Source organism: Pseudomonas sp. FG86, from assembly GCF_057808775.1.
The window spans coordinates 1-24224 of sequence record NZ_JBMDIS010000094.1; the positions used below are offsets into that span (position 1 = coordinate 1).

The 24224-nt window shown below is 61.4% G+C and carries 25 protein-coding genes; 19 read left to right on the plus strand and 6 right to left on the minus strand.

Annotation, left to right across the window (positions count from 1 at the left end; translation table 11 throughout):
- The first annotated feature begins 231 nt into the window (after positions 1 to 231).
- The 17 genes from ACODSV_RS31250 to yegS all read left to right on the plus strand — a co-directional run bounded on the left by ACODSV_RS31250 (position 232) and on the right by yegS (position 16446).
- Positions 232 to 432 carry a cold-shock protein gene (locus tag ACODSV_RS31250; RefSeq protein ID WP_454843242.1) on the plus strand — a complete coding sequence of 67 codons (201 nt, stop codon included), beginning with the start codon at positions 232 to 234 and terminating at the stop codon, positions 430 to 432.
- Between the two features lie 44 nt (positions 433 to 476).
- The gene (gene cspE, locus ACODSV_RS31255; protein WP_454843243.1) at positions 477 to 686 is read left to right on the plus strand and encodes a transcription antiterminator/RNA stability regulator CspE; all 210 of its coding nucleotides are present in this window, start codon (positions 477 to 479) and stop codon (positions 684 to 686) included.
- Between the two features lie 449 nt (positions 687 to 1135).
- Complete coding sequence (gene flhA, locus ACODSV_RS31260; RefSeq protein WP_041160990.1) at positions 1136 to 3250, plus strand: flagellar biosynthesis protein FlhA; 2115 nt, start codon at positions 1136 to 1138, stop codon at positions 3248 to 3250.
- Positions 3251 to 3261: 11 nt separating this feature from the next.
- Complete coding sequence (gene flhF / locus ACODSV_RS31265) at positions 3262 to 4578, plus strand: flagellar biosynthesis GTPase FlhF (protein ID WP_024076695.1); 1317 nt, start codon at positions 3262 to 3264, stop codon at positions 4576 to 4578.
- A gap of 105 nt (positions 4579 to 4683) precedes the next feature.
- Entirely contained in the window at positions 4684 to 5517 is an 834-nt protein-coding gene (gene fleN, locus ACODSV_RS31270) for a flagellar synthesis regulator FleN (RefSeq protein ID WP_003192912.1), read from the plus strand.
- On the plus strand, positions 5514 to 6254 hold the full coding sequence (gene fliA, locus ACODSV_RS31275; RefSeq protein ID WP_024076694.1) for an RNA polymerase sigma factor FliA: 741 nt from the start codon (positions 5514 to 5516) through the stop codon (positions 6252 to 6254). Before fleN ends, fliA begins: the two co-directional genes overlap by 4 nt.
- A 167-nt stretch (positions 6255 to 6421) precedes the next feature.
- Entirely contained in the window at positions 6422 to 6796 is a 375-nt protein-coding gene (locus ACODSV_RS31280) for a chemotaxis response regulator CheY (protein ID WP_160385018.1), read from the plus strand.
- Between the two features lie 18 nt (positions 6797 to 6814).
- Positions 6815 to 7603 carry a protein phosphatase CheZ gene (locus ACODSV_RS31285; protein ID WP_024076693.1) on the plus strand — a complete coding sequence of 263 codons (789 nt, stop codon included), beginning with the start codon at positions 6815 to 6817 and terminating at the stop codon, positions 7601 to 7603.
- Positions 7604 to 7614: 11 nt separating this feature from the next.
- On the plus strand, positions 7615 to 9864 hold the full coding sequence (locus ACODSV_RS31290; RefSeq protein WP_150095372.1) for a chemotaxis protein CheA: 2250 nt from the start codon (positions 7615 to 7617) through the stop codon (positions 9862 to 9864).
- Between the two features lie 48 nt (positions 9865 to 9912).
- The gene (locus ACODSV_RS31295) at positions 9913 to 11046 is read left to right on the plus strand and encodes a protein-glutamate methylesterase/protein-glutamine glutaminase (RefSeq protein ID WP_024076691.1); all 1134 of its coding nucleotides are present in this window, start codon (positions 9913 to 9915) and stop codon (positions 11044 to 11046) included.
- Complete coding sequence (locus ACODSV_RS31300; RefSeq protein ID WP_024076690.1) at positions 11046 to 11786, plus strand: flagellar motor protein; 741 nt, start codon at positions 11046 to 11048, stop codon at positions 11784 to 11786. The genes ACODSV_RS31295 and ACODSV_RS31300 overlap by 1 nt, the downstream gene beginning before the upstream one ends.
- A gap of 142 nt (positions 11787 to 11928) precedes the next feature.
- The gene (gene motD / locus ACODSV_RS31305) at positions 11929 to 12816 is read left to right on the plus strand and encodes a flagellar motor protein MotD (RefSeq protein WP_069076742.1); all 888 of its coding nucleotides are present in this window, start codon (positions 11929 to 11931) and stop codon (positions 12814 to 12816) included.
- Positions 12817 to 12867: 51 nt separating this feature from the next.
- Complete coding sequence (locus tag ACODSV_RS31310) at positions 12868 to 13656, plus strand: ParA family protein (RefSeq protein ID WP_024076687.1); 789 nt, start codon at positions 12868 to 12870, stop codon at positions 13654 to 13656.
- On the plus strand, positions 13656 to 14456 hold the full coding sequence (locus ACODSV_RS31315; RefSeq protein WP_024076686.1) for a CheW domain-containing protein: 801 nt from the start codon (positions 13656 to 13658) through the stop codon (positions 14454 to 14456). The genes ACODSV_RS31310 and ACODSV_RS31315 overlap by 1 nt, the downstream gene beginning before the upstream one ends.
- Before the next feature lie 79 nt (positions 14457 to 14535).
- Positions 14536 to 15024 (plus strand): chemotaxis protein CheW, encoded by a 489-nt coding sequence (locus tag ACODSV_RS31320; protein ID WP_024076685.1) that lies wholly within the window; start codon positions 14536 to 14538, stop codon positions 15022 to 15024.
- A complete protein-coding gene (locus tag ACODSV_RS31325; protein WP_024076684.1) occupies positions 15025 to 15417 on the plus strand; it encodes a DUF2802 domain-containing protein in 393 nt (130 codons plus the stop codon). It abuts the gene before it with no gap.
- A gap of 108 nt (positions 15418 to 15525) precedes the next feature.
- On the plus strand, positions 15526 to 16446 hold the full coding sequence (yegS, locus tag ACODSV_RS31330; RefSeq protein WP_150054454.1) for a lipid kinase YegS: 921 nt from the start codon (positions 15526 to 15528) through the stop codon (positions 16444 to 16446).
- Here the strand turns inward: yegS and ACODSV_RS31335 are convergent.
- The 3 genes from ACODSV_RS31335 to ACODSV_RS31345 all read right to left on the minus strand — a co-directional run bounded on the left by ACODSV_RS31335 (position 16405) and on the right by ACODSV_RS31345 (position 18774).
- On the minus strand, positions 16405 to 17064 hold the full coding sequence (locus ACODSV_RS31335; protein WP_150054455.1) for a response regulator transcription factor: 660 nt from the start codon (positions 17062 to 17064) through the stop codon (positions 16405 to 16407). The two genes, yegS and ACODSV_RS31335, sit on opposite strands and share 42 nt — an antisense overlap.
- A complete protein-coding gene (locus tag ACODSV_RS31340) occupies positions 17061 to 17954 on the minus strand; it encodes a sensor histidine kinase (RefSeq protein WP_150054458.1) in 894 nt (297 codons plus the stop codon). Before ACODSV_RS31340 ends, ACODSV_RS31335 begins: the two co-directional genes overlap by 4 nt.
- A 370-nt stretch (positions 17955 to 18324) precedes the next feature.
- Positions 18325 to 18774: a hypothetical protein gene (locus ACODSV_RS31345; RefSeq protein WP_024076680.1), complete on the minus strand. Its 450-nt coding sequence runs from the start codon at positions 18772 to 18774 to the stop codon at positions 18325 to 18327.
- A 622-nt stretch (positions 18775 to 19396) separates the two neighbouring features.
- Between ACODSV_RS31345 and ACODSV_RS31350 the strand changes: the two genes are divergently transcribed.
- Together ACODSV_RS31350 and ACODSV_RS31355 are read left to right on the plus strand one after the other, a co-directional pair.
- Positions 19397 to 20332, plus strand: coding sequence for a chemotaxis protein CheV (locus ACODSV_RS31350; RefSeq protein WP_024076679.1), 936 nt, complete (start codon positions 19397 to 19399; stop codon positions 20330 to 20332).
- Positions 20333 to 20371: 39 nt separating this feature from the next.
- Positions 20372 to 21178 (plus strand): MOSC domain-containing protein, encoded by an 807-nt coding sequence (locus tag ACODSV_RS31355; RefSeq protein ID WP_024076678.1) that lies wholly within the window; start codon positions 20372 to 20374, stop codon positions 21176 to 21178.
- 65 nt (positions 21179 to 21243) lie between these two features.
- Here the strand turns inward: ACODSV_RS31355 and ppnP are convergent, their stop codons facing one another.
- The 3 genes from ppnP to ACODSV_RS31370 form a co-directional block, all read right to left on the minus strand.
- Complete coding sequence (ppnP, locus tag ACODSV_RS31360) at positions 21244 to 21528, minus strand: pyrimidine/purine nucleoside phosphorylase (RefSeq protein WP_003226701.1); 285 nt, start codon at positions 21526 to 21528, stop codon at positions 21244 to 21246.
- Between the two features lie 63 nt (positions 21529 to 21591).
- Positions 21592 to 22134, minus strand: coding sequence for a 3'-5' exonuclease (locus ACODSV_RS31365; protein ID WP_024076677.1), 543 nt, complete (start codon positions 22132 to 22134; stop codon positions 21592 to 21594).
- An 89-nt stretch (positions 22135 to 22223) separates the two neighbouring features.
- Positions 22224 to 24146 carry an acetyl/propionyl/methylcrotonyl-CoA carboxylase subunit alpha gene (locus ACODSV_RS31370; protein ID WP_454843248.1) on the minus strand — a complete coding sequence of 641 codons (1923 nt, stop codon included), beginning with the start codon at positions 24144 to 24146 and terminating at the stop codon, positions 22224 to 22226.
- Positions 24147 to 24224: the final 78 nt, after the last annotated feature.

Consider the following 24224-nt stretch of genomic DNA (forward strand, 5'->3'; position numbering starts at 1 on the left):
GCAGCCCCGGCAGGAACACTGCAGTCCTTCAGGCACAACTCAGTGTCTGTTTTTGGGGCCGCTTCGCAGCCCGACGCGGGGCAAGCCCGCTCGCCACAAATGTGCTCTCCTTCCCCTATGACCGCTCATCGCAAACACCCCTCAACCTGTCAACTTTGACAGTAGCCACCATCGCCTTATCGCGTTTCTATTGCCTCAGGCACTGCGCAACAAGATGCAGGATGTGAAGTGATGAAGCCATTTACAGGCAGAGTCAAAGCTTATAACCAGCGGACCGGCAAGGGCTCTATTGCGCCGGATGAAGGCGGGGACGACGTGTCAGTAGATCGGCGCGGCTCGGGTGGACACAGGCTTTCGAAGGGTCAGAAAGTCTCGTTCCTGATGATCCATCGACCGGATGGCATCTATGCCTATGACGTAAAACTGATCTGACGACACCTGTGCAGGTCCTTAATTGAAGTGTTCGGAGAACGGCTATGGCTACAGGTATTGTGAAGTGGTTTAACGGGGAGAAGGGGTTTGGCTTCATCACTCCCGACGACGGCAGTGCGGATCTTTTTGTCCACTTTTCGGCAATTCAGACTGATGGTTACAAAAGCCTTGAGGAGAATCAAAAAGTCGAGTTCGACATCACTCAAGGCCCAAAGGGCTCGCAGGCTGCCAACGTCCGTGTCCTAAGAGCTTGATGATCGTTCCTGCAGGTTGCTGCAGGAACGATCAGCCATCAGGCCATCAAGTGCTCGCTGTCCTCCAGCACTCTGCCAGCCAGCAGCTTTGCCAGCCCGATCAACTGAGCAACGCCCAGCGCACCTTCGCGTTTTGCCCCGCCCAATTCAATGACCCCGGCATATCCCAGGTGGCAACGGATGGATGCACCTCCGATAGGTGGGAGGGGGCTTGCCCCCGATAGCGGCGCATCAGTCACCTGTTCTTGGCCTGACACACTGCAATCGGGGGCAAAGCCCCCTCCCACATTTGAACGGTGTATATCCGGTAGAACTCGGGCGCCTGTAGCGATCCATACCCTCAAAAGCAAAGTTGGAAGGGTTCTTGCAATACCGCCTTCAAGTCGCCAACTGGCGTCAAAAGTTTGCTTTAAGGGATACGGGGAATACCGGTGGTAGATCGCTCTCAAATGCTCAGCACGGCCCGTGGCACCCTGACTGATTTGTCACGGGGCAACCTGGGTGTGCCGTTGTTGTTGCTGGTGATGCTGGCAATGATGATGTTGCCGATGCCGCCGTTCCTGCTCGATGTGTTCTTCACCTTCAACATCGCTTTGTCCGTCGTCGTCCTGTTGGTCTGCGTGTATGCCCTGCGGCCGCTGGATTTCGCGGTGTTCCCGACGATCCTGCTGATTGCGACCCTGCTGCGGCTGGCGCTGAACGTGGCCTCCACGCGGGTGGTGATGCTCCACGGCCAGGACGGCCACGCTGCCGCAGGCAAGGTGATCCAGGCCTTCGGTGAGGTGGTGATCGGCGGTAACTACGTGGTCGGTATCGTGGTGTTCGCGATCCTGATGATCATCAACTTCGTGGTGGTGACCAAGGGGGCCGGGCGGATTTCCGAGGTGAGCGCGCGCTTTACCCTCGACGCCATGCCCGGCAAGCAAATGGCCATTGACGCCGACCTCAACGCTGGCCTGATCGATCAGAACCAGGCCAAGTCGCGCCGCCTGGAAGTGGCCCAGGAGGCCGAGTTCTATGGCTCCATGGACGGCGCCAGTAAGTTTGTACGCGGTGACGCCATCGCGGGCCTGTTGATTCTGTTCATCAACCTGATCGGCGGCATGGCGGTCGGGATCTTCCAGCACGGCATGACCTTCGGCGATGCCGGCAAGGTGTATGCCTTGCTGACCATCGGTGACGGTTTAGTGGCGCAATTGCCATCACTGTTGTTATCTACAGCTGCGGCGATCATGGTGACCCGTGCGTCGGGCTCCGAAGACATGGGCAAGCAGATCAGCCGGCAGATGTTTGCCTCGCCCAAGGCGCTGGCCGTGGCGGCGGGCATCATGGCGATCATGGGGCTCGTGCCCGGCATGCCCCATGTGTCGTTCCTCAGCATGGCGGCCATGGCTGCGGGTGGCGCCTACCTGTTCTGGAAAAAACAGAACACGATCAAGGTGAAGGCCCAGCAAGAGATCGCGCGCCAGCAGGAACTGCTGCCATCCCCGGCCCGTGCCCAGGAAACCAAGGAATTGGGCTGGGACGACGTGACCCCGATCGACATGATCGGCCTGGAAGTCGGCTACCGCCTGATTCCGCTGGTCGACCGCAACCAGGGTGGGCAATTGCTCGCGCGGATCAAGGGGGTGCGCAAGAAGCTGTCCCAGGACCTGGGCTTCCTGATGCCCACCGTACACATCCGTGACAACCTCGACCTGGCCCCCAGCGCCTACCGCCTGACCCTGATGGGCGTGATCCTCGCGGAAGCCGAGATCTACCCCGACCGCGAACTGGCGATCAACCCCGGCCAGGTGTTCGGCACGCTCAACGGCATTACCGCCAAAGATCCGGCTTTTGGCCTGGAAGCGGTGTGGATCGAAATCAGCCAGCGCAGCCAGGCGCAGTCGCTGGGTTACACCGTGGTGGACGCCAGCACCGTGGTCGCCACCCACCTCAACCAGATTCTGTACAAGCACTCACACGAGCTGATCGGCCACGAAGAAGTCCAGCAATTGATGGGGTTGCTCAGCAAAGCCTCGCCAAAACTGGCCGAAGAGCTGGTGCCGGGCGTGCTGTCGCTGTCGCAGCTGCTCAAAGTGCTGCAGGCGTTGCTCGCCGAACAGGTGCCGGTACGCGATATTCGCAGCATCGCCGAGGCTATCGCCAACAATGCCGCCAAGAGTCAAGATACTGCCGCGCTGGTGGCTGCGGTGCGTGTCGGATTGTCCCGCGCAATCGTGCAAAGCATTGTGGGGCTTGACTCCGAGCTGCCTGTGATCACCTTGGAACCAAGGTTGGAACAAATATTGCTCAATAGTATTCAGAAGGCCGGACTTGGCCAGGAAGAGGGTGTCCTGCTGGAGCCGAGCATGGCTGAAAAGCTGCAGCGTTCGTTGATCGACGCGGCGCAGCGCCAGGAAATGCAGGGCCAGCCGGTGATTCTGTTGGTAGCAGGCCCGGTCCGAGCGATGTTGTCGCGGTTTGGACGCCTGGCAGTACCGAATTTGCACGTATTGGCTTACCAGGAAATTCCTGACAATAAGCAAGTGACCATCGTCGCGACAGTTGGGCCCAACGGCTGAGGTAGTGGGTTATGCAAGTAAAGCGTTTTTTCGCCGCCGATATGCGTCAGGCCATGAAACTGGTCCGTGATGAGCTGGGCGCCGACGCTGCGATTATCGGTAACCGCCGTATTGCTGGCGGTGTCGAGCTGACGGCTGCCCTGGACTACACCCCTTCGGCGCTGGCCCCGCGCGTGCCGAACATGGAACTCGAAGACGAGCTGCGCAAGACCGCCTCGCGCATTGTGTCGGCCCAGGCTGAGCTGAGCATGCGGGGTGACAGCGATGCCACCACCAATCGCCAGTTGTTCGCCGGCTTGCCGCTGACCGCTGCCGAGCCGCTGGTCGAACCTACGTTCAAAGAACCGCCACGTCCTGCAGCGCCCGCGCCGGCTGCCGCAGTCGACCAGCGCGTGTTCGATTCGATGCGCTTTGAACTCAACGGCCTGCGTGAATTGCTGGAAGTGCAGTTGGGCTCGCTGGCCTGGACCCAGTTGCAAGGCAGCAAACCGCACCAGGCTAACCTCTGGCGTCGCCTGCAACGCATCGGCCTGTCTGGCCCGTTGTCCCGCGACCTGTTGGCGCTGACCACCGAAATCGAAGAACCTCGCCAGGCCTGGCGCATGTTGCTGGCCCACCTGGCGCGGATGATCGCCACCCCGGAAATCGAACCCCTGGAAGAGGGCGGTGTGATCGCCATGGTCGGCCCTGCCGGCATGGGCAAGACCACCACCCTGGCCAAGCTGGCGGCCCGTTATGTGCTCAAATACGGCGCTTCGAATATCGCGCTGGTGAGCATGGACAGCTACCGTATCGGCGCCCAGGAGCAACTCAAGACCCTGGGTCGCATCCTCAATGTGTCGGTGACCCACGTCGACCCAGGCCAGTCGCTGGCCAACGCGCTCGACCCGTTGCTGCGTAAACGCGTGGTGCTGATCGACACCGCGGGGCTGCAAGCCAGCGACCCGGCCTTGCGCCTGCAACTGGAAAGCCTGGCCGGGCGTGGCATCAAGTCTAAAAATTACCTGGTGCTTGCAACCACCAGCCAAAAACAAGTTCTTACCGCTGCGTACCATAGCTACAAGCGCTGCGGGCTGGCCGGCTGCATCCTGACTAAGCTTGATGAAACGGCGAGCCTGGGCGAGGTGTTGAGCCTGGCCATCAGTCATGAACTACCGGTCGCCTACCTGACCGACGGGCCGCGGATCCCGGATGACCTGCATCTGCCGCGCCGTCATCAGTTGGTCAGCCGTGCCGTCAGCGTGCAAATGCAAGAAGAGCCTAGCGAGGAAGCGATGGCCGACATGTTCGCTGACCTCTACCACAACCCGGCAAAACGGGTGGGTTGAGTCAGTATGAACACCGTGAAATGTATCTACATCGATGGTCTGCAAGCGATTCACGCGGCCAAGCCATGTAGCCTGCGTCTAAGCAAGACAAGGTAAAGAAATAAAATGGGCAGCATGCATCCCGTACAGGTGATCGCGGTGACCGGCGGCAAAGGTGGCGTCGGGAAAACTAACGTGTCAGTGAATTTGTCCCTGGCGCTGGCAGAGCTTGGCCGTCGCGTCATGCTGCTGGATGCTGACCTGGGGCTGGCGAATGTCGACGTTCTGCTGGGACTGACGCCCAAACACACCCTCGCCGATGTGATCGAGGGCCGCTGTGAGCTGCGTGATGTGCTGCTCCAGGGCCCCGGTGGGATCCGTATCGTACCGGCCGCCTCGGGCACCCAGAGCATGGTGCACCTGAGCCCGGCGCAGCATGCCGGTCTGATCCAGGCGTTCAGCGATATCGGCGACAACCTCGACGTGCTGGTGATCGACACCGCCGCCGGGATCGGCGAGTCGGTGGTCAGCTTCGTGCGCGCCGCGCAGGAAGTGTTGCTGGTGGTCTGCGATGAACCCACCTCGATCACCGACGCCTATGCCCTGATCAAACTGCTTAACCGCGACTACGGCATGAACCGCTTCCGCGTGCTGGCCAACATGGCCCAAAGCCCGCAGGAAGGCCGCAACCTGTTCGCCAAGTTGACCAAGGTCACGGATCGCTTTCTCGATGTCGCCCTACAATACGTCGGCGCAGTTCCCTATGACGAGTGTGTGCGCAAGGCTGTGCAAAAGCAGCGTGCAGTCTACGAAGCGTTCCCTCGTTCGAAATGCGCCTTGGCGTTCAAGGCTATTGCTCAGAAGGTCGATACTTGGCCGTTGCCCGCTAACCCTCGGGGGCATCTGGAGTTTTTCGTCGAGCGATTGGTGCATCAGACGAGCGCAGGACCCGTGCTATGACAGCGACCGGCTACAACGCCTACAAGAAGTCCGCCCGTGACAGTCAGGGTGAGTTGATCGAGCGTTACGCGCCTTTGGTCAAACGCATCGCCTATCACTTGCTGGCACGCCTCCCCGCCAGTGTCCAGGTCGAAGACCTGATCCAGGCCGGCATGATCGGCCTTCTCGAAGTGTCGACCAAATACGACGCGAGCAAGGGCGCGAGTTTCGAGACGTATGCGGGTATCCGTATCCGTGGCGCGATGCTCGATGAGGTGCGCAAAGGCGATTGGGCGCCGCGTTCGGTACACCGCAATACGCGCATGGTCAGTGACGCAATTCGGTCAATTGAAGCAAAAACCGGTCGCGACGCTAAAGATCATGAAGTTGCGGCCGAACTCCAATTGAGTCTCGACGATTATTACGGGATTTTGAACGATACCTTGGGCAGCCGCCTGTTCAGTTTCGACGACCTGTTGCAGGACGGCGAACACGAAGGGTTGCACGAGGACGGCGCGAGTACGCATATGGAGCCGTCGCGTGACCTGGAGGATGAACGCTTCCAGGGCGCATTGGCCGACGCAATTGCCAATTTGCCGGAGCGTGAGCGACTGGTGTTGGCGCTGTACTACGACGAAGAGCTGAACCTCAAGGAAATCGGTGAGGTCCTGGGGGTCAGCGAATCGCGTGTCAGCCAGCTGCACAGCCAGTGCGCGGCCCGCTTGCGGGGGCGATTGGGAGAGTGGCGCGCGCGCTGACAGGCAGTGTGGGGACACTGCAGACGCAACCGCGAGGGCCTTGGCCGCCGCGGGGGCTAACCGTGGTGCCCTGGGCAGTCCTTTTTGTGTAACGCCTGTTGATTGAAATGGCGCGTCCAGGTGCTGGGCGCGTTTAAGACTGCTTGGAGGTCGAATTGGACAAGAACATGAAAATCCTCATCGTTGATGACTTCTCAACGATGCGGCGGATCATAAAAAACCTGTTGCGTGACCTTGGGTTCACAAACACGGTCGAGGCGGATGACGGCCTTACGGCGATTCCGATCCTCAACAGCGGGAGCATCGACTTTCTGGTAACCGATTGGAACATGCCGGGCATGACGGGTATCGACTTGTTGCGCCACGTGCGTGCCGACGAAAAACTGCGCAGTCTTCCCGTGCTGATGGTGACCGCCGAAGCCAAGCGTGAACAGATCATCGAAGCCGCCCAAGCCGGGGTTAACGGCTATGTGGTCAAACCATTCACTGCGCAGGCCTTGAAAGAGAAGATCGAAAAAATCTTCGAACGCATCCACGGCTAATGCTGCCACGGGGGAGCTATGGAGCAAAAAGAATCATCGCAGGCCGACTTTGAGTCGACCCTGAAAAAACATGCTCACCAGCTGGTCGACAGCCTTGAAAAAGGCCAGTTCGGCGATGCGGTGCAGTTAATCCATCAGCTCAACCAGACCCGTGACCGCGGCCTGTACCAGGAGGTGGGCAAGCTCACACGCGAGCTTCACAGTGCGATCGTCAATTTCCAGATTGACCCGCACATGCCTCAAGCCGAAGAGATTTCGCAGATCACCGACGCCACCGAACGCCTGTCCTATGTGGTCAGGCTGACTGAGGCAGCGGCCAACCGCACCATGGACCTGGTGGAAAACGCCACGCCCCTGGTCAACGGCATGGCCACGGAAGCCCAGGCGCTGAGCGTTGACTGGGGTCGCTTCATGCGCCGTGAAGTCGGCGCAGAAGAGTTTCGTGAGCTGGCCCGTCGGGTCGAAGGGTTCCTGTCACGCAGCGAGCAGGAAAACCGTACGGTTTCCAGCAACCTCAATGACATTCTGCTCGCCCAGGATTACCAGGACCTGACCGGTCAGGTGATCAAGCGTGTGACCCAGTTGGTCACCGAAGTGGAAAGCAACCTGCTCAAATTGGTACTCATGGCCGGCCAGGTCGACCGTTTCGCCGGCATCGAACATGACCGCGAAGCGATCCTCTCTGAAAAAGATCCACAAAAACATCTCGCCAAGGGTGAAGGTCCGCAGATTCATGCCGATAAACGTGAAGACGTTGTGTCAGGTCAGGATGACGTAGATGACCTGTTATCCAGTTTAGGCTTCTAAGGAGCACACCCATGAGCTTCGGCGCCGATGAAGAAATCCTTCAGGATTTCCTTGTAGAGGCCGGCGAAATTTTAGAGCAATTGTCCGAACAACTGGTCGAGCTGGAAAGCCGCCCGGATGATGCGAACCTGCTCAATGCAATTTTTCGCGGTTTTCATACTGTAAAAGGGGGCGCCGGCTTCCTCCAGCTCCATGAGCTGGTGGAGTGCTGCCACATCGCCGAAAACGTGTTCGACATCCTGCGCAAGGGTGAGCGTCACGTTGACTCGGAGTTAATGGATGTAATCCTCGAAGCGTTGGATGCGGTCAACGGCATGTTCAGCGAAGTGCGCGAACGTGCCCCGATCACCGCCGCCACCCCGGAACTGCTGGCCGCCCTGGCGCGCCTGGCAGAACCTGCCGACACCTCGGCCGCGCCGGTGGTGGAAGCGGCGCCAGAGCCGGTGGTCGAAGCCGAAGCGGATGTCACCGACAGCGAGTTCGAGCAGTTGCTCGACTCTCTCAATGCGGTCAAGGCCGAGGCTGAAGCACCGTCGGCCGTACCCGCACCCGCACCCGCGGCCGCTGCGCCTGCCGAGCCGACCAGCGAAGACATCACCGACGCAGAGTTCGAATCCCTGCTCGACCAGTTGCATGGCAAAGGCCAGTTCGCGGCTGATGCCGTGGCCACTGCGGCTGCCCCGGAAACGCCGGCGGCAACGGCCAGTACCGATATCACCGATGACGAATTCGAAGCGTTGCTCGACCAGTTGCATGGCAAGGGCACCTTTGCCGCCGATGCCTTGCCGGAAGTCGCGGCCACTGGCGCGGCGCCGACGCCAGCTGCACCGGGCGCCGCTGCGGCCCCTGCTGACGACGGCTTGATCTCCGATCACGAATTCGAAGCCCTGCTCGACGAATTGCACGGAAAGGGCAAGTTCACCGAAGTGGCCCCGGCTGCTGCGGCGACTGCCACCCCCGTGGCCGCGAAACCGGCACCGGCCAAGGCCGCCGCGCCTGCTGCCGCCAAACCGGCGCCAGCCCCAGCGCCAGCCGCCGCGGCCGCCGCGCGTGCGCCTGCCGCTGCCGTGGCCGACAAGCCTGCCAGTGAAGCCGAAACCACCGTACGGGTCGATACCGCACGACTGGACGACATCATGAACATGGTCGGCGAACTGGTGCTGGTGCGTAACCGTCTGGTGCGCCTGGGCCTGAACAGCGGCGACGAAGCCATGCAAAAGGCTGTGTCGAACCTCGACGTGGTCACGGCTGACTTGCAGACCGCCGTGATGAAGACGCGGATGCAGCCGATCAAGAAAGTCTTCGGCCGCTTCCCACGCCTGGTTCGCGACCTGGCTCGCCAGCTCAAGAAAGAAATCAACCTGGAACTGGTGGGTGAAGAAACCGACCTCGACAAGAACCTCGTCGAGGCCCTGGCCGACCCGTTGGTCCACTTGGTGCGCAACGCCGTCGACCACGGCGTGGAAACCCCGGAAGAACGCGAAGCCTCGGGCAAGTCCCGCAACGGCAAGGTGATCCTGGCGGCGGAGCAGGAGGGCGACCATATCCTGTTGTCGATTACCGATGACGGCAAGGGCATGGACCCGGCGATCCTGCGCAATATCGCGGTCAAGCGTGGCGTGATGGACAAGGACGCCGCCGACCGCCTGACCGACACCGAGTGCTACAACCTGATCTTCGCTCCAGGCTTCTCGACCAAGACCGAGATTTCCGACGTGTCGGGCCGTGGCGTGGGCATGGACGTGGTGAAGACCAAGATCAGCCAGCTCAACGGCTCGATCAATATCTACTCGACCAAGGGCCAGGGCTCGAAAATCGTCATCAAGGTGCCGTTGACCCTGGCGATCATGCCGACCCTGATGGTGATGCTGGGCAACCAGGCCTTCGCCTTCCCACTGGTCAACGTCAACGAGATCTTCCACCTCGACCTGTCACGCACCAACGTGGTGGATGGCCAGGAAGTGGTGATCGTGCGCGACAAGGCGCTGCCATTGTTCTACCTCAAGCGCTGGCTGGTGGCATCGGCTGCCCATGAAGAGCAGCGCGAAGGCCACGTGGTGATCCTTTCGGTGGGCACCCAGCGTATCGGCTTTGTGGTCGATCAACTGGTGGGCCAGGAAGAAGTGGTCATCAAGCCTTTGGGCAAAATGCTGCAGGGAACCCCGGGCATGTCGGGCGCGACCATCACCGGTGACGGTCGGATCGCGCTGATTCTCGATGTTCCGAGCATGCTCAAGCGTTACGCCGCACGGCGTATTTGATTCTGGTGGGGCAGGGCGGTATTGCCCGTCCCGCCTAACGGAGTGTTTATGGTAGTCAAGGTCCTGGTGGTGGACGATTCGGGTTTCTTCCGCCGCCGCGTCTCGGAAATTCTTTCCGCCGATCCAACCATCCAGGTGGTCGGTACGGCCACCAACGGCAAAGAGGCGATTGATCAGGCCATAGCGTTGAAGCCGGACGTGATCACCATGGACTACGAAATGCCGATGATGGATGGCATCACGGCAGTCCGGCACATCATGCAGCGCTGCCCGACCCCGGTATTGATGTTCTCCTCGCTGACGCACGAAGGCGCCCGGGTCACCCTGGATGCGCTGGATGCTGGCGCGGTGGACTTCCTGCCGAAGAACTTCGAAGACATCTCGCGCAACCCCGAGAAGGTCAAGCAGATGCTGTGCGAGAAGGTGCACAGCATTTCCCGCAGCAACCGTCGCAGCCTGTTCAGTGCGCCTGCACCGGCACCCGCAGCACCGGTCGCGCCCCCGGCAGCGCCCACCAGCACCGCGTTCGGTCGTCCGGCCCCGGCGCCTGTTGCCCGGCCAGCCGTGGCCCCGGCCCGTGCGTCGGCGCCCAGCGCCTATTCGCCAGCGCCCAAGCGCAAGGCTTACAAGTTGGTGGCCATTGGCACGTCCACCGGCGGCCCGGTGGCGCTGCAACGGGTATTGACCCAGTTGCCGGCCAACTTCCCGGCGCCGATCGTGTTGATCCAGCACATGCCTGCGGCCTTCACCAAAGCGTTCGCTGAACGCCTGGACAAGCTCTGCCGTATCAGCGTCAAGGAAGCCGAGGATGGCGACATCCTGCGCCCTGGCCTGGCGCTGCTGGCGCCGGGTGGCAAGCAGATGATGGTCGATGGCCGTGGCGCGATCAAAATCCTGCCGGGCGATGAACGCCTCAACTACAAGCCGTGCGTGGATATCACCTTTGGTTCGGCGGCCAAGTCCTACGGCGACAAAGTTCTGGCGGTGGTCCTCACCGGCATGGGCGCCGACGGCCGTGAAGGCGCGCGGTTGCTCAAGCAGGGTGGCAGTGCGATCTGGGCCCAGGATGAAGCCAGCTGCGTGATCTATGGCATGCCCATGGCCATCGTCAAGGCGGACCTGGCCGACGCGGTCTACAGCCTCGACGACATCGGCAAGTATCTGGTGGAGGCTTGCCTCTGATGGATGTCTTGAGCCTGATCGGTATCACCATGGCGTTTGTCGCGATCATCGGCGGCAACTACCTCGAAGGCGGTCACCTCGGCGCATTGGCCAACGGCCCGGCGGCCTTGATCGTGATTGGCGGTACCGTGGGCGCCGCGTTGCTGCAGTCGCCCTTGAGCTCATTCAAGCGCGCCATGCAGATCCTGATATGGATTATTTTTCCGCCACGCGTCGACCTTCCGGGTGGCATCGATCGGGTGGTCAACTGGAGCCTCACCGCTCGCAAGGAAGGCCTGCTGGGCCTGGAAGGCGTGGCCGATGCCGAGCCTGACAGCTACGCGCGCAAGGGCCTGCAATTGCTGGTGGACGGCGCCGAGCCGGAAGCAATCCGCAGCATCCTGGAAGTGGACTTCTACACCCAGGAAAGCCGCGATATCAACGCGGCCAAAGTCTTTGAAAGCATGGGCGGCTACGCGCCGACCATCGGCATCATCGGTGCGGTAATGGGCCTGATCCACGTGATGGGCAACCTCGCCGACCCTTCGCAACTGGGCAGCGGCATTGCCGTGGCGTTCGTCGCCACCATCTACGGTGTGGCGAGTGCCAACCTGGTGCTGTTGCCGGTGGCCAGCAAGCTCAAGTCGATCGCCATGCGCCAGTCCCGTTACCGCGAGATGCTGCTCGAAGGCATCCTCTCGATTGCCGAGGGCGAGAACCCGCGCTCCATCGAATTGAAGCTCCAGGGCTTCATGGATTGATGTACATGAAAGGTGTAGGAGCGAGCGTGCTCGCGAAAAGGGTCAACGATAACGCGGGCATCCTGGATGAACGCGTGGCTCTCGGATTTTTCGCGAGCAAGCTTGCTCCTACAGGTGATTCGTTGTGCGGAGGTAATCGTCTGTGAGCCGTCGCCGTCGCGAGCCTGAAGAACATGTCAACCACGAACGCTGGCTGGTGTCCTACGCGGACTTCATCACCTTGCTGTTCGCGTTTTTCGTGGTGATGTATTCCATCTCGTCGATCAACGAAGGCAAGTACAAAGTGATTTCACAGGCGTTGATCGGCGTATTCAACGACGCCGACCGCTCGCTCAAACCTATCCCCATCGGTGAGGAGCGGCCCAAGACCGTGACCCCGGCCAAGCCGCTGGTCAACGACAGCGATGAAACCGCGGCTGGCGTGGGTGGCACCAGCGACCCGCTGAAAAGCATCGCCGACGACATCAGCGCCGCATTTGGCGACCTGATCAGTTCCAACCAGATGACCGTGCGCGGCAATGAGTTGTGGGTGGAGATCGAACTCAATTCCAGCCTGCTGTTCGCCAGCGCCGATGCGATGCCGAGCGACCAGGCGTTTACGATCATCGACAAGGTGGCGGCGATCCTCAAGCCGTTTGAAAACCCGATCCATGTCGAAGGCTTTACCGACAATATCCCGATCAGCACCGCGCAATACCCGACCAACTGGGAGCTGTCCTCGGCCCGTGCCGCCAGCATCGTACGCATGCTGGCCATGCAGGGTGTGAACCCCGGGCGGCTGGCGTCGGTGGGCTATGGCGAGTTCCAGCCGGTGGCCAACAATGCCACGGTGGAAGGCCGCGCGCGTAACCGCCGCGTGGTGCTGGTGGTGTCACGTAACCTGGATGTACGCCGCAGCCTGACCGGTACCGGCACCGCCAATGCAACACCGGACGCGGCCTTGAAGCGGGCTGGCACACAAACTGCACCAGCCCTTGCAAAACCGCCGGTGCGTCAAAGCTCCGTCAATTCTCCGTCACCGGCTCAATAACTTTATGCAATGTCTCGGTCGCGTCTACGCCCACCGGGAGGAACCAACCGAATGAGAGTCTGGGCAGTTGCCAATCAAAAAGGTGGAGTCGGCAAGACCACCACCTCCATCGCTTTAGCCGGCTTGCTGGCTGAGGCGGGCAAGCGTGTGGTCGTGGTCGACCTCGACCCCCATGGCTCGATGACCAGCTATTTCGGTTACGACCCGGATGCCCTGGAACACAGCAACTACGACTTGTTCCTGCACAAGGGCAGTGTGCCGAGCGATTTGCCTGGCCAATTGCTGTTGCCTACCAGTAACGAAAGCATTTCCCTGCTGCCGTCCAGTACCGCCCTGGCCACCCTGGAGCGCCAGTCGCCGGGGCAGAGCGGCTTGGGCCTGGTGATCGCCAAGACCCTGGCGCAACTGTGGCAGGACTTCGACTACGCGATCATCGACAGCCCGCCGTTGCTGGGGGTGCTGATGGTCAACGCCTTGGCGGCCAGCCAGCAACTGGTGATCCCGGTACAGACCGAGCACCTGGCGGTCAAAGGCCTGGAGCGCATGGTCAGCACCCTGGCGATGATCAACCGTTCGCGCAAACAGGCGCTGCCGTACAGCATCGTACCGACCTTGTTCGACCGACGTACCCAAGCCTCCCTTGGCACTTTGCGCGTGCTGCGCGACGCCTACCCGGAGACCATCTGGAATGGCTATATCCCGGTGGACACGCGCCTGCGTGACGCCAGCCGCGCGGGCCTGGCACCGTCGCAATTCGACCCCAAGAGCCGTGGCGTGCTGGCTTACCGCGCATTGCTCAAGCACCTGCTGTCCCAACAGCTTGTGCCGCAGGTGGCGTGATGAACCGTCCCGTCGAACTCAAGACCCGGCCGCAACTGGCACTGGAATCCTACCTGGATGCCTTGCTGCAGGAAGCCACCGCCGAAGAACTGCCGGAACCGATCCTGGTGCTGGAACCGGCCGTGCAGGAACCGCCGCAAAGCACGCTGGATGAGTTTCAACTGGCCGTGCTGGAAGAGCAGGCGCGGGATGCGCGGGCGGTGCCCGTCGCCGCGCCGGTGATGCCGAGCGCCCCCGTGGTGGTGGCGCCCGTGGTGGTCGAACCGGTGGTCGAAGTCCACTTGCCACCGAGTATCACACCGCCGCCGGTCAGTGGTGATGATCGCCCGTCGTGGGCTGCCGAGCCGTTCGAATGCCTGTTGTTCGACGTGGCCGGCTTGACCCTGGCGGTACCGCTGGTGTGCCTGGGCTCGATTTATTCCCTGGAAGGCCAGGAGCTGACGCCACTGTTCGGGCAACCGGAGTGGTTCCTCGGCATCCTGCCCAGCCAGGCCGGCAACCTCAAGGTGCTGGACACCGCGCGCTGGGTGATGCCCGATCGCTACCGCGATGATTTCCGCCAGGGCTTGCAATACGTGATTTCGGTGCAAGGCTATGAGTGGGGGCTGGCGGTGCATCAAGTCAGCCGCTCGTTGCGCCTGGACCCGAATGAAATCAAATGGCGCAGCCACCGGGGCCAGCGCCCCTGGTTGGCGGGCACCGTGATCGAACATATGTGCGCGTTGCTTGATGTCGCTGAACTGGCCGAGTTGATCGCCAGCGGTGCCGTCAAATCGATGCCAGGCCACACACGCAGTTGATTGAACAACAAGGACCGCACGGTTGTGCGGCCCACGAAGCACACACGCCGAAACTAACGGCATTTGAAGGGGTAGGGGTATGAATAAGTCAGCGTCCGCGTCCGCACAAGGTTCGGATGATCCGATCCTGCAATGGGTGACCTTCAAACTGGACAACGAAACCTACGGCATTAACGTGATGCGCGTGCAGGAAGTGCTGCGCTACACCGAGATCGCCCCGGTACCGGGTGCACCGAGCTACGTGCTGGGCATCATCAACCTGCGCGGCAATGTGGTGACGGTCATCGACACGCGCCAGCGTTTCGGCCTGGATACTGTCGAAGTCAGCGACAACACGCGTATCGTCATCATCGAAGCCGACAAGCAAGTGGTCGGGATCATGGTCGACAGCGTCGCCGAAGTGGTCTACCTGCGCCAGTCGGAAGTGGAAACAGCGCCGAACGTCGGTAACGAAGAGTCGGCCAAGTTCATTCAAGGCGTATGCAACAAGAACAACGAATTGTTGATTCTGGTTGAGCTGGACAAAATGATGAGCGAAGAAGAGTGGTCGGAACTGGAGAGCATCTGATTGTTCCTTGAAGCAGCGGTGATTGTCCTGGCCCTGTTGTGGGCCGGGACGTTGGCATTCCTGCTGCGCCACCTGCGCCAGCAACGCGAATCGGCCATGCAACAGGCCGAGCGCGATGCCGTGCGTGATCGGCGCGTGCTGGAGCTGGTCAAGCGCGTTGATCACTTCCAGCAGAGTGCGGTACGGGTCGGAGACGAAGTGCATGAACTGCGCGCGATCCTTGCTCCCCTGCCGGACAAGCTGGCGCAGATCGAGCAGCGTGATCCGTCGAGTCTTTCCTTTGCCCAGGCCGCGAAGCTGGTGGGCATGGGGGCTACGGTGGATGAACTGACGCAGTCGTGTGGGTTGACCCAGGCTGAGGCGCAGTTGATGAGTAAGTTGCACAGGAGCTGAGCGTACTCGCCAATCCACTCGGTCAATTAATTTCCAATCCCAATGACTTTTTTCTCCTCCCCAAAGGTCAACATCCTTCAAGCCCTTTGAACGCGGAGATTTCCCCCCATGACCACCCCCAAGGCCCTGTTGATCCTCCACGGCAAGCAAGCCCTCAACGAGGACGTGCGCGCCGCTGTAATGAGCCGGCGTGAGCAGGGCGGGGAGCTGGCCGTGCGGGTCACGTGGGAGGGCGGCGACGCCCTGCGCCTGGTCAAGGAAGCCCTGGCCGACGGCTATACCCACATCATCGCTGGCGGCGGCGACGGCACCTTGCGCGACGTGGCCGAAGCCATGGCCCTGGCCAGGACCGACGCCAGCCTGGTGCTGATGCCGCTGGGCACCGCCAATGACTTTGCCAAGGCCGCCGGCGTGCCGCTGGAGCCTGCGCAGGCCCTGGCGCTGCTGGATGTACCGGCCAGGGCGATCGACCTCGGCCAGGTCGGTGGGCAAATGTTCTTGAACATGGCCACCGGCGGTTTTGGCAGCCAGGTCACCGCGAACACCTCCGAAGACCTGAAAAAAATCCTCGGTGGCGCCGCCTACCTGTTCACCGGCCTGTCGCGCTTCAGCGAATTGAAGGCGGCGTATGGCGAGCTGGAAGGCCCGGGTTTCCATTGGAAGGGCGAACTGCTCGCGCTGGGTATCGGCAACGGGCGCCAGGCGGGCGGCGGGCATGTGTTATGCCCTGAAGCGTTGGCTGATGACGGGTTGCTCGACGTCAGCATCCTGCCGGCGCCCCAGGAAGTGGTCGGCACCTTGCGTGAGCTGATGAACAATGGCTGGGGCCTGGACACCATGTTCGTGCGCGCGCGCCTGCCGTGGGTTCAGATCAAACAGGCCGAGGGGTTGTACATCAATCTCGATGGCGAACCGCTGAAGGGCGACGATTTGCGCTTTTGCGCGCTGCCCAAGGCGTTGCGCGTGCACTTGCCGCTGGGCTCGCCCCTAGTCGTCCAGGCTGATGATCTGCTCGCGCACGGCAAATAACACCAGGCCCGCCACATCGAAAATCTGCAGGCGCTTCATGATCTGTGAGCGGTGCGCCTCCACGGTCTTGATGCTCAGGCCGAGGCCGTGGGCGATTTCGCGGGTGGACTTGCCGCGCACGATCAGGCGCAGGATTTCCAGCTGTCGCGCGGTGAGGTTGTGGTTCTGGGCGACGGAGGAAACCGGGCCCTGGTTGCGCACCAGCGCCTGGTTGATCACCGTATGGGCGATCGCCGGGCTCAGGTAGCGCTCATTGTTGCGCAGGGCCAGCAGGGCGTGCTCCAGTTCGTTGGCGGTGGTGTCCTTGAGCAGGTAGCCATGGGCGCCGGACTCCAGCGCGCGCATGATCAGCTCCGGGTCGGTGTGCATCGACAGGATCAGCACCTTGCTCGCCGGGTAGGCAGCTTTTAACTGTTGCAACGCGTCCAGGCCGCCGGTGTGTTTCATCGACAGGTCCAGCAGCACGATATCGGGCTGCAAGGCGCTGAACGCCGCCAGCACCTGTGCACCGTCGCTGGCCTCGCCGACCACCGCATAGCCGGGTATATCCAGGATCAGCGCGCGTACGCCTGCCCTGATCAGTGCGTGGTCATCCACCAGGAGTAAATTGCAGATCACTCGAGAACCTTAGGGGAACTGGCCCGTTCGAGGGCGCGGGGCGCCCAGGGGAAAAGCGCGTCGATCCGGGTCCCTTTGCCAGGCTGGCTGCTGACGGACAAGGTGCCCCCCAGTTGATCAATCCGCTCGGACATACCCGCCATGCCCCGTTGGCCTTCCAGGCCGGGGTTACTGGCGGGCGAGAAACCCTGGCCGTCATCACTGATAAACAGCGATAACCCTTCGGGCAGGCGTTGCAAGCGTACCAGCAGGTTGCGGGCCTGGGCGTGGCGCAGCATGTTGGTCACGGCTTCCTGGGTGATACGAAACGCCGCCACGGCCATTTCTTCCGGAATGCCGGTCAGGCGTTGATGGCATTCCAGGCTCCAGTGCACCTGAGTGTTTTCCAGGGTCTTGAGCAAGTGTGCCCGCAGGCTGGCTTCCAGGCCCAGGCTGGTCAACTGGCGCGGGTTGAGAATCGCGGAGACGTCGCGCACCTTGGCCAGGGTTTCATTCAGGGTGTTGCACAGCACCGCGCATTGGCCTTGCAGGTCGTCCGGCAGGCGACGCTTGAGCCATTCGCTTTGCAGCTTGGCAGCCGTGAGCAATTGGCCGATATCGTCATGCAGGTCGCGGCTGAGGCGGTGGCGCTCGTTTTCCTGCACTTGCAGCAGGCGTTCGGCCAGTTCCTGAGGCTGGAACTTGATGGATTTGCGCGAACTCCATTGACGCAACCCCACCAACGCCAGCGTGGCCAGGTTGAACAGCAGCACCGCCAGCGGCAGGGTGTCGGCGCGAATATAGGCCCGCAGGCTGAGCAGCGACGAGCACAGGCACAGGGCAAGGATCAGGCGCCGTGCATGGCTGCGGGACACGGACCTTGCGATGAGTGACTTGAGGCTGGCGTACATAACGGATGGAGCCAATGAGGGTTCGCTGCGATAAGACCGGTCACGGCGGCTGACGGGGCTCTGTTTGGAATGCGTGGCCGAATCGTTTTTGTACATGATGAAGTTGAGTGACTTCGAGCGGGGGCATAGTACCACCACTCTTACCGTTGGTCGCCTGGCGCCTGACACCGTTGAGTCATAATTCAGGCAAACGGTCTGGCCGGTAAGTATCCGTGTCCAAACAATGGAGGGTTGTATTGTTTAAGTTGGATTGTATCGTTATTGCAGTTAGTGGCTAATTGATATCTTTTCGCCTGCAGGTCAATCAAGGCCGATGAGTTGCGTCTGTCGTTTTTAGATAACTTTCGTATTAAAAACGACCTGGCTGGACTCAGGAGGTGTGATGCAAACGTTGCTGCGGTTTATAGCTGTAGTCCTTTTGCGGGATTTGCAGTGTCACCGTGGCAATCAATGTCGTTTGTTCACTTTCATCCAGTGTCAGTTCGCCGGTCCTGGTATCAATCAACTCCAATTGCCATGCCAGTAATGTCAAGCAATCGTGCAAGGCCTTCAGGGCTTGATCGTGCAGTTGCAGCGGGTTTTCCGCATTGGCGATCAGGTATTGGATGTGCCGGGAGAACTCGCTGATCGCCCGCAGGGCCAGGCTGTCGGCCTTCTCGGCCAGTTGGGTCAGGCTGACCGTCATGCAGTCGATGGCATCGCTGTCGTTGCGAATCAGATGCAGGTGGCTCAGGCATTCTTCCGACTTGGTCAGCAGCGTTTCGGCCTCAAGCAGGAACTCGGGAAGTGTGGTTTGCCATTCGTTTGCGCTATTCATCATGCAAGTCTCCACAACGTAAGGTCGGGTGATGAGATGTCGCACCAAGTGAATGGCGTAAAACTATCGCTGAAAGATGACTGAAATCTGTAGGTCGCTTCTGAGATTTCAGTAGGACCGTTATCTAAATACGGGCGACAGCCGAGTACGCGGCCCGCAGTTGAGTTCATTTGCACAACTTCGGTTGCCGCGACGTGAATGTCTGGAAGGCCAGTAGGCCGTGGACTTGCGATGGCAAACAAAAGCCTGACTCCATTCATGCAATGAGAATGGCGTCACATTAATGGCTATTAGATATCGCGAATATCAGGTTGGGCCTGATTGTGCATAGGGGAATCCCTTACGCAGCGGAACCTCGCGCCGATTTGGATGTCGCGCGATGTCGCTGCCTTGCCGAATGGAGAGGCCAGCGCAGTAAAGCATGATGTCAGTGTGACATCAATGGATTTACGTGGCATTTTAACGGGGTCAAGGTCTGGCGTTTGCCGCCGATAACTAGCGTAGGAGCGAGCTTGCTCGTGAAGAACTCAAGATGCCACGTGATCCAGAAGGGGCGCGTATCGTCGGTGCTAATCGCGACCTGCTTCAGTCAACTGCATAACCCTTAGCGCATCAGGAGCTTTTAATGGCCGGCATTCTCGACACGGTAGATCAACGCACGCAACTGGTGGGTGAGAATCGCCTGGAGATCCTCATGTTTCGCTTGGCGGGTCGGCAGTTGTTCGCGATCAACGTGTTCAAGGTGCAGGAAGTGTTGCAACTGCCCAAGCTGACCCTGATGCCCCAGCGCCATCCTTTTGTGTGCGGGGTGGTCAACCTGCGCGGCCAGACCCTGCCCGTTATCGACCTGTCCCAGGCCATCGGCATGCGCCCGCTGGTGCCGGGCCCGAACAGCACCATCATTGTCACCGAGTACAACCGCTCGGTGCAGGCGTTCCTGGTGGGCGGCGTCGACCGCATCGTCAACATGAACTGGGAAGCCATCCTGCCACCGCCGACCAGCGCCGGTCGCCAGCATTACCTCACGGCCATCAGCAAGGTGGATGACCAGTTGGTGGAAATCATCGACGTGGAAAAAGTCCTGGCCGAGATCGTGCCGTACAACGCCAAGGTCTCCCGCGAGAAACTCGATGATCCGGTACTGGAACGCGCCCGTGGCCGTGAAGTGCTGCTGGTGGACGACTCCAATGTGGCCCTGTCGCAACTGCGCGACACCCTCGGCCAACTGGGGGTGAAAATGCACATCGCCAGCGACGGGCTCAAGGCCCTGAACATGCTCAAGGGCTGGGCCGACAGCGGCCAGGTGATGACCGACAAGCTGCTGATGATCTTCACCGACGCCGAAATGCCTGAGATGGATGGCTACCGCCTCACTACCGAAATTCGCAACGACCCACGCCTGCGGAGCCTGTATGTGGTCCTGCACACTTCACTGTCAGGCAGCTTCAACGAGTCGATGGTGAAGAAGGTCGGCTGCGACAACTTCCTCTCCAAATTCCAGCCGGACAAACTGGTGGACGTCGTGCGCGAACGCTTGATGCTGGACGAAGTGTCCGCCTGACCTTAGGGTGACGTCTTTGCCCCTCAGGAACGCAGGCCCATGCTTCGTCTCAGCGCGCTGTACCGTTACCCCTTGAAGTCCGGCAAGGCCGAACCCCTTCAGCATATCGGCCTGGATAAACTCGGGCTGGCTGGGGATCGACGCTGGATGCTGGTGGACGAAGCCAGTGGGCGGTTCCTCACCCAGCGGGCCGTGGCGAAGATGAGCCAGCTGTCGGCGCTGTGGAACAGCGCAGGTGGCCTCAGCCTGAGCGCGCCCGGCCACACGCCGCTGGAAATCGCGCTGCCCGGCCGTGATGCCGAGTTGCGCGGCGTGACCATCTGGCGTGACACCCTGCGCGTACCGGATGCCGGCGATCAGGCCGCCGCCTGGGTCAGTGACTTTATCGGCAAGCCGACCCGGCTGGTGCACATCCCGCTGGAGCGCGCCCGTTACACCGAGGCGGGGTATGGCCAGGAGGGTGACCAAGTGGCCTTTGCCGATGGCTACCCGTTGTTATTGATCGGCCAGGCCTCCCTGGACGACCTGTCCGCGCGGGTGGGGCGGCCCATGGAAATGTTGCGTTTTCGTCCCAACCTGGTGATCGAAGGCGGCGATGCCTTCGCCGAGGACGGCTGGAAACGCCTGCGCATCGGTGACGTGGAGTTTCGCGTGGTCAAGCCTTGCTCGCGTTGCATTCTCACCACCATTGACCCCAGGACCGGCGAGCGCAGTGCCGACCGCGAACCCTTCGTCACGCTGGAGGCCTATCGCAAGACGGAGAACGGCGCGATGTTCGGCCAGAACCTGGTCAACGATGGCGTCGGTCGCCTGGAAGTCGGCATGCCGGTGACTATCCTCGAATAGATCGCCCGCCCATAAAAAATGCCCGTCTCCTGCGAGACGGGCATTTTTTTACGCGGCAGGAGCGCTTAGCCGCGGTATTCGCACAGGTAAGCGGTGTCCACGGCGACTTTCAGTTGGAACTTGCTGTTGGCCGGTACGTTGAACTGGCTGCCGGCGGCGAAGGTTTCCCAGTCGCTGCTGTCGGGCAGCTTGACGGTCAGGGCGCCGGACACCACGTGCATGATTTCACGCTGGGCGGTGCCGAATTCGTATTCACCCGGGGCCATGACACCAATGGTCGCCGGACCTTCTGCGGTGCCGAAAGCGATCGACTTGACGGTGCCGTCGAAGTACTCGTTGACTTTAAACATGGGCGAATCCTCGGAAAAGGGTCTGGAAAGGTCGGCCAGTATGCCCAAGGCCAGGGGAGCTGCCTAGACCGGCAAAATCAGCGGCAGCAGGCGGGCGGTGTTGCGCGCATCTTCCAGCGCCCGGTGTTGCTGGCCATGGAACTGCATCCCCGCCAATTGCAGGGCACCATTGAGCCCCAGGGGTTTGTCCAGGCGCCGCGCCTTGGCGAAGCGTTGCTTGAGGTTGACGTGGGGCGTGTGGGCGAGGGCGCTGCTCAGGCCATGACGCTGCCATTCCAGTTCCAATTGCTGGCGATCGTAGTCACCCCAACTGGCCCAGCCCTCCAGGCGGGGTTGATGCTGGCCCAGCCAGCGCTCGAACAGCGGCCACACCTCGGTGATGGGCGCGGCGCCGTCGATGTTCGCCTGGGTGATATGGGTCAGCTTGCGGCAGAACGGCGTCAGCAAGGGGCGCCGCAGCGGCCGCACAAAGCGCTGGAAATGGTCCAGTTCGCGGCCCTGTCGGTTGACCAGGCTCGCACCGATCTCGATGACTTCCATCTCCGTCACGGGCCAGCCGCCGTCATCCGTTGTGGCCTCAAGGTCAATAATCAGCCAATGATGCATGGTGCAGGTTCCCGTACTCTTCCCTTCCTGATGGGGATAGAGCGTAGCCCGGTCGCGTAGTTCCGCGCTGTTTTTGATTGAGGCCGGGCTTATTCGATCTCCAGCAGCACCTGGCGATTGCGCACCTGGTCTCCGGCGATCACCTGCACGTCCTTGATCACGCCATCCATGCCGGCTTTCAGTGGGTGCTCCATTTTCATCGCTTCGAGCACCAGCAACAGCTGGCCTTTGCTGACGCAGTCACCGGCCTGGACACGCACATCGACGATGGCACCGTCCATCGGTGCCTTGAGCGTGCCGCTGTTGGCCTGGGCCTGGCGGCTCGCGACCTGCTGCGTGCGGTCAACCACGCTGACACCCGGCAACCAGGCATGGGCGCCGTCAAGGTGGTAGGCGAGGCGGCGGCGAATGCCGTTGATCACCAGGGTGGCCCAGCGGCCGTCGGTGCGAAGGTCCTGGATGTCGATGCCATCGATGTGCAGCCGGTGATCGGCCAGCACACTGAGGGTGACGTGGTGAACGGCATCGTTGACGCTCAGTTGGTAGGTACAGGGGACAGTGGCGTTGTTGCGCCAGCCTGCCAGGTCCCGGCGATGCTCGTCGGCGCTGCGTTGGTAGAACAGTGCGGCAGCCAGGGCGATCTGTTCTGCGCTGGCGGTCACGGGCGGGATAGGGCTGAAGTGCTTGGCGATAAACCCGGTGCTGACGTCGCCCTGGATAAAGCCCGGATGCCCGAGCAGGTCGGCCAGTAGCCGCTGATTGCTCGCAACCCCGAGCAGCACCGTGTCTTGCACCGCCCGCAGCAGTTTGCGCCGTGCCTCTTCACGGGTGGCACCATGGGCGATGAGTTTGCCGAGCATCGGGTCGTAGAACGGGCTGATCTTTTCGCCTGTGCACAGCCCATGATCGATCCGGATGCCGGGGGCTGGCTCCCAACGCAGCACCTCGCCGGTCTGCGGCAAAAAGCCCTGGGCCGGGTCTTCGGCATACAGGCGTACTTCCATGGCGTGGCCGCTGAGGGGCACTTGCGATTGCAGCAGCGGCAGCGGCAGGCCGGCGGCGACTTGCAGTTGCCAGTCCACCAGGTCGAGCCCGGTGATCAGTTCGGTAACCGGGTGTTCCACTTGCAGGCGCGTGTTCATTTCCAGGAAGTAGAACCGGCCGTTGCGGTCGAGCAGGAACTCCACGGTACCGGCGCCCACGTAATTCACTGCGCGCCCGGCCTTGAGCGCCGCTTCGCCCATGGCCTGGCGCAGTTCGGGCGTCATCACCGGGCACGGCGCTTCTTCAATGATTTTCTGATGGCGGCGCTGGATCGAGCAGTCGCGTTCGCCGAGGTAGACCAGGTTGCCGTGGCTGTCGCCGAACAGTTGGATCTCGACGTGGCGCGGGTCGATCAGCGCCTGCTCGAGGATCAACTCGTCGCTGCCAAAGGCATTGCGGGCTTCCGAACGTGCGGTGTGGAGGTTGTCCAGCAAGGACGCGGGATCGTGCACCAGGCGCATGCCGCGCCCCCCACCGCCGGCGCTGGCCTTGATCATCAGGGGGTAGCCGATGCGCTGGGCTTGCGCCTGCAAGGTGGCGTCGTCCTGGGCGCTGCCTTGGTAGCCGGCGATACAGGGCACGCCAGCCTCCAGCATGGCGAGTTTGGACAGGCGCTTGCTGCCCATCAGTTCGATGGCCTCGACGCTGGGGCCGATGAAGATCAGGCCGGCGTCTCGGCACGCGCGGGCGAAGTCGGGGTTTTCCGAGAGGAAGCCGTAGCCGGGGTGGATGGCGTCGGCGCCGGTCTTTTCGGCGGCCGCGAGGATGGCCGGGATATTGAGGTAGGACTGTTGTACCGGGGCGGGGCCGATGTGCACCGCTTCGTCGGCCATCTGCACGTGCAGGGCCTGGGCGTCGGCGTCGCTGTAGACGGCGACGGTGCGGTAGCCCATTGCCTGGGCCGTGCGTTGGATGCGGCAGGCGATTTCGCCGCGGTTGGCGATCAGGATTTTTCTGAATGCGGGCATAGGGCTTACTCCTGGGCTGATCGGTGGTCTGTGGCGAGGGAGCTTGCTTCCGTGGCGGCCTTTGGGCCGACCATGTCG

Coding starts and splice junctions, on each gene's coding strand:
- ACODSV_RS31250 (WP_454843242.1), top strand. CDS start 232: ATGAAGCCATTTACAGGCAGAGTCAAAGCTTATAACCAGCGGACCGGC.
- ACODSV_RS31370 (WP_454843248.1), bottom strand. CDS start 24,146: ATGCCCGCATTCAGAAAAATCCTGATCGCCAACCGCGGCGAAATCGCC.
- ACODSV_RS31310 (WP_024076687.1), top strand. CDS start 12,868: ATGAGAGTCTGGGCAGTTGCCAATCAAAAAGGTGGAGTCGGCAAGACC.
- ACODSV_RS31320 (WP_024076685.1), top strand. CDS start 14,536: ATGAATAAGTCAGCGTCCGCGTCCGCACAAGGTTCGGATGATCCGATC.
- flhA (WP_041160990.1), top strand. CDS start 1,136: ATGCTCAGCACGGCCCGTGGCACCCTGACTGATTTGTCACGGGGCAAC.
- ACODSV_RS31340 (WP_150054458.1), bottom strand. CDS start 17,954: ATGTACGCCAGCCTCAAGTCACTCATCGCAAGGTCCGTGTCCCGCAGC.
- ACODSV_RS31285 (WP_024076693.1), top strand. CDS start 6,815: ATGGAGCAAAAAGAATCATCGCAGGCCGACTTTGAGTCGACCCTGAAA.
- ACODSV_RS31355 (WP_024076678.1), top strand. CDS start 20,372: ATGCTTCGTCTCAGCGCGCTGTACCGTTACCCCTTGAAGTCCGGCAAG.
- ACODSV_RS31295 (WP_024076691.1), top strand. CDS start 9,913: ATGGTAGTCAAGGTCCTGGTGGTGGACGATTCGGGTTTCTTCCGCCGC.
- ACODSV_RS31300 (WP_024076690.1), top strand. CDS start 11,046: ATGGATGTCTTGAGCCTGATCGGTATCACCATGGCGTTTGTCGCGATC.
- yegS (WP_150054454.1), top strand. CDS start 15,526: ATGACCACCCCCAAGGCCCTGTTGATCCTCCACGGCAAGCAAGCCCTC.
- ACODSV_RS31365 (WP_024076677.1), bottom strand. CDS start 22,134: ATGCATCATTGGCTGATTATTGACCTTGAGGCCACAACGGATGACGGC.
- ACODSV_RS31290 (WP_150095372.1), top strand. CDS start 7,615: ATGAGCTTCGGCGCCGATGAAGAAATCCTTCAGGATTTCCTTGTAGAG.
- ACODSV_RS31280 (WP_160385018.1), top strand. CDS start 6,422: ATGAAAATCCTCATCGTTGATGACTTCTCAACGATGCGGCGGATCATA.
- ACODSV_RS31345 (WP_024076680.1), bottom strand. CDS start 18,774: ATGATGAATAGCGCAAACGAATGGCAAACCACACTTCCCGAGTTCCTG.
- ACODSV_RS31350 (WP_024076679.1), top strand. CDS start 19,397: ATGGCCGGCATTCTCGACACGGTAGATCAACGCACGCAACTGGTGGGT.
- flhF (WP_024076695.1), top strand. CDS start 3,262: ATGCAAGTAAAGCGTTTTTTCGCCGCCGATATGCGTCAGGCCATGAAA.
- cspE (WP_454843243.1), top strand. CDS start 477: ATGGCTACAGGTATTGTGAAGTGGTTTAACGGGGAGAAGGGGTTTGGC.
- fliA (WP_024076694.1), top strand. CDS start 5,514: ATGACAGCGACCGGCTACAACGCCTACAAGAAGTCCGCCCGTGACAGT.
- ACODSV_RS31315 (WP_024076686.1), top strand. CDS start 13,656: ATGAACCGTCCCGTCGAACTCAAGACCCGGCCGCAACTGGCACTGGAA.
- ppnP (WP_003226701.1), bottom strand. CDS start 21,528: ATGTTTAAAGTCAACGAGTACTTCGACGGCACCGTCAAGTCGATCGCT.
- fleN (WP_003192912.1), top strand. CDS start 4,684: ATGGGCAGCATGCATCCCGTACAGGTGATCGCGGTGACCGGCGGCAAA.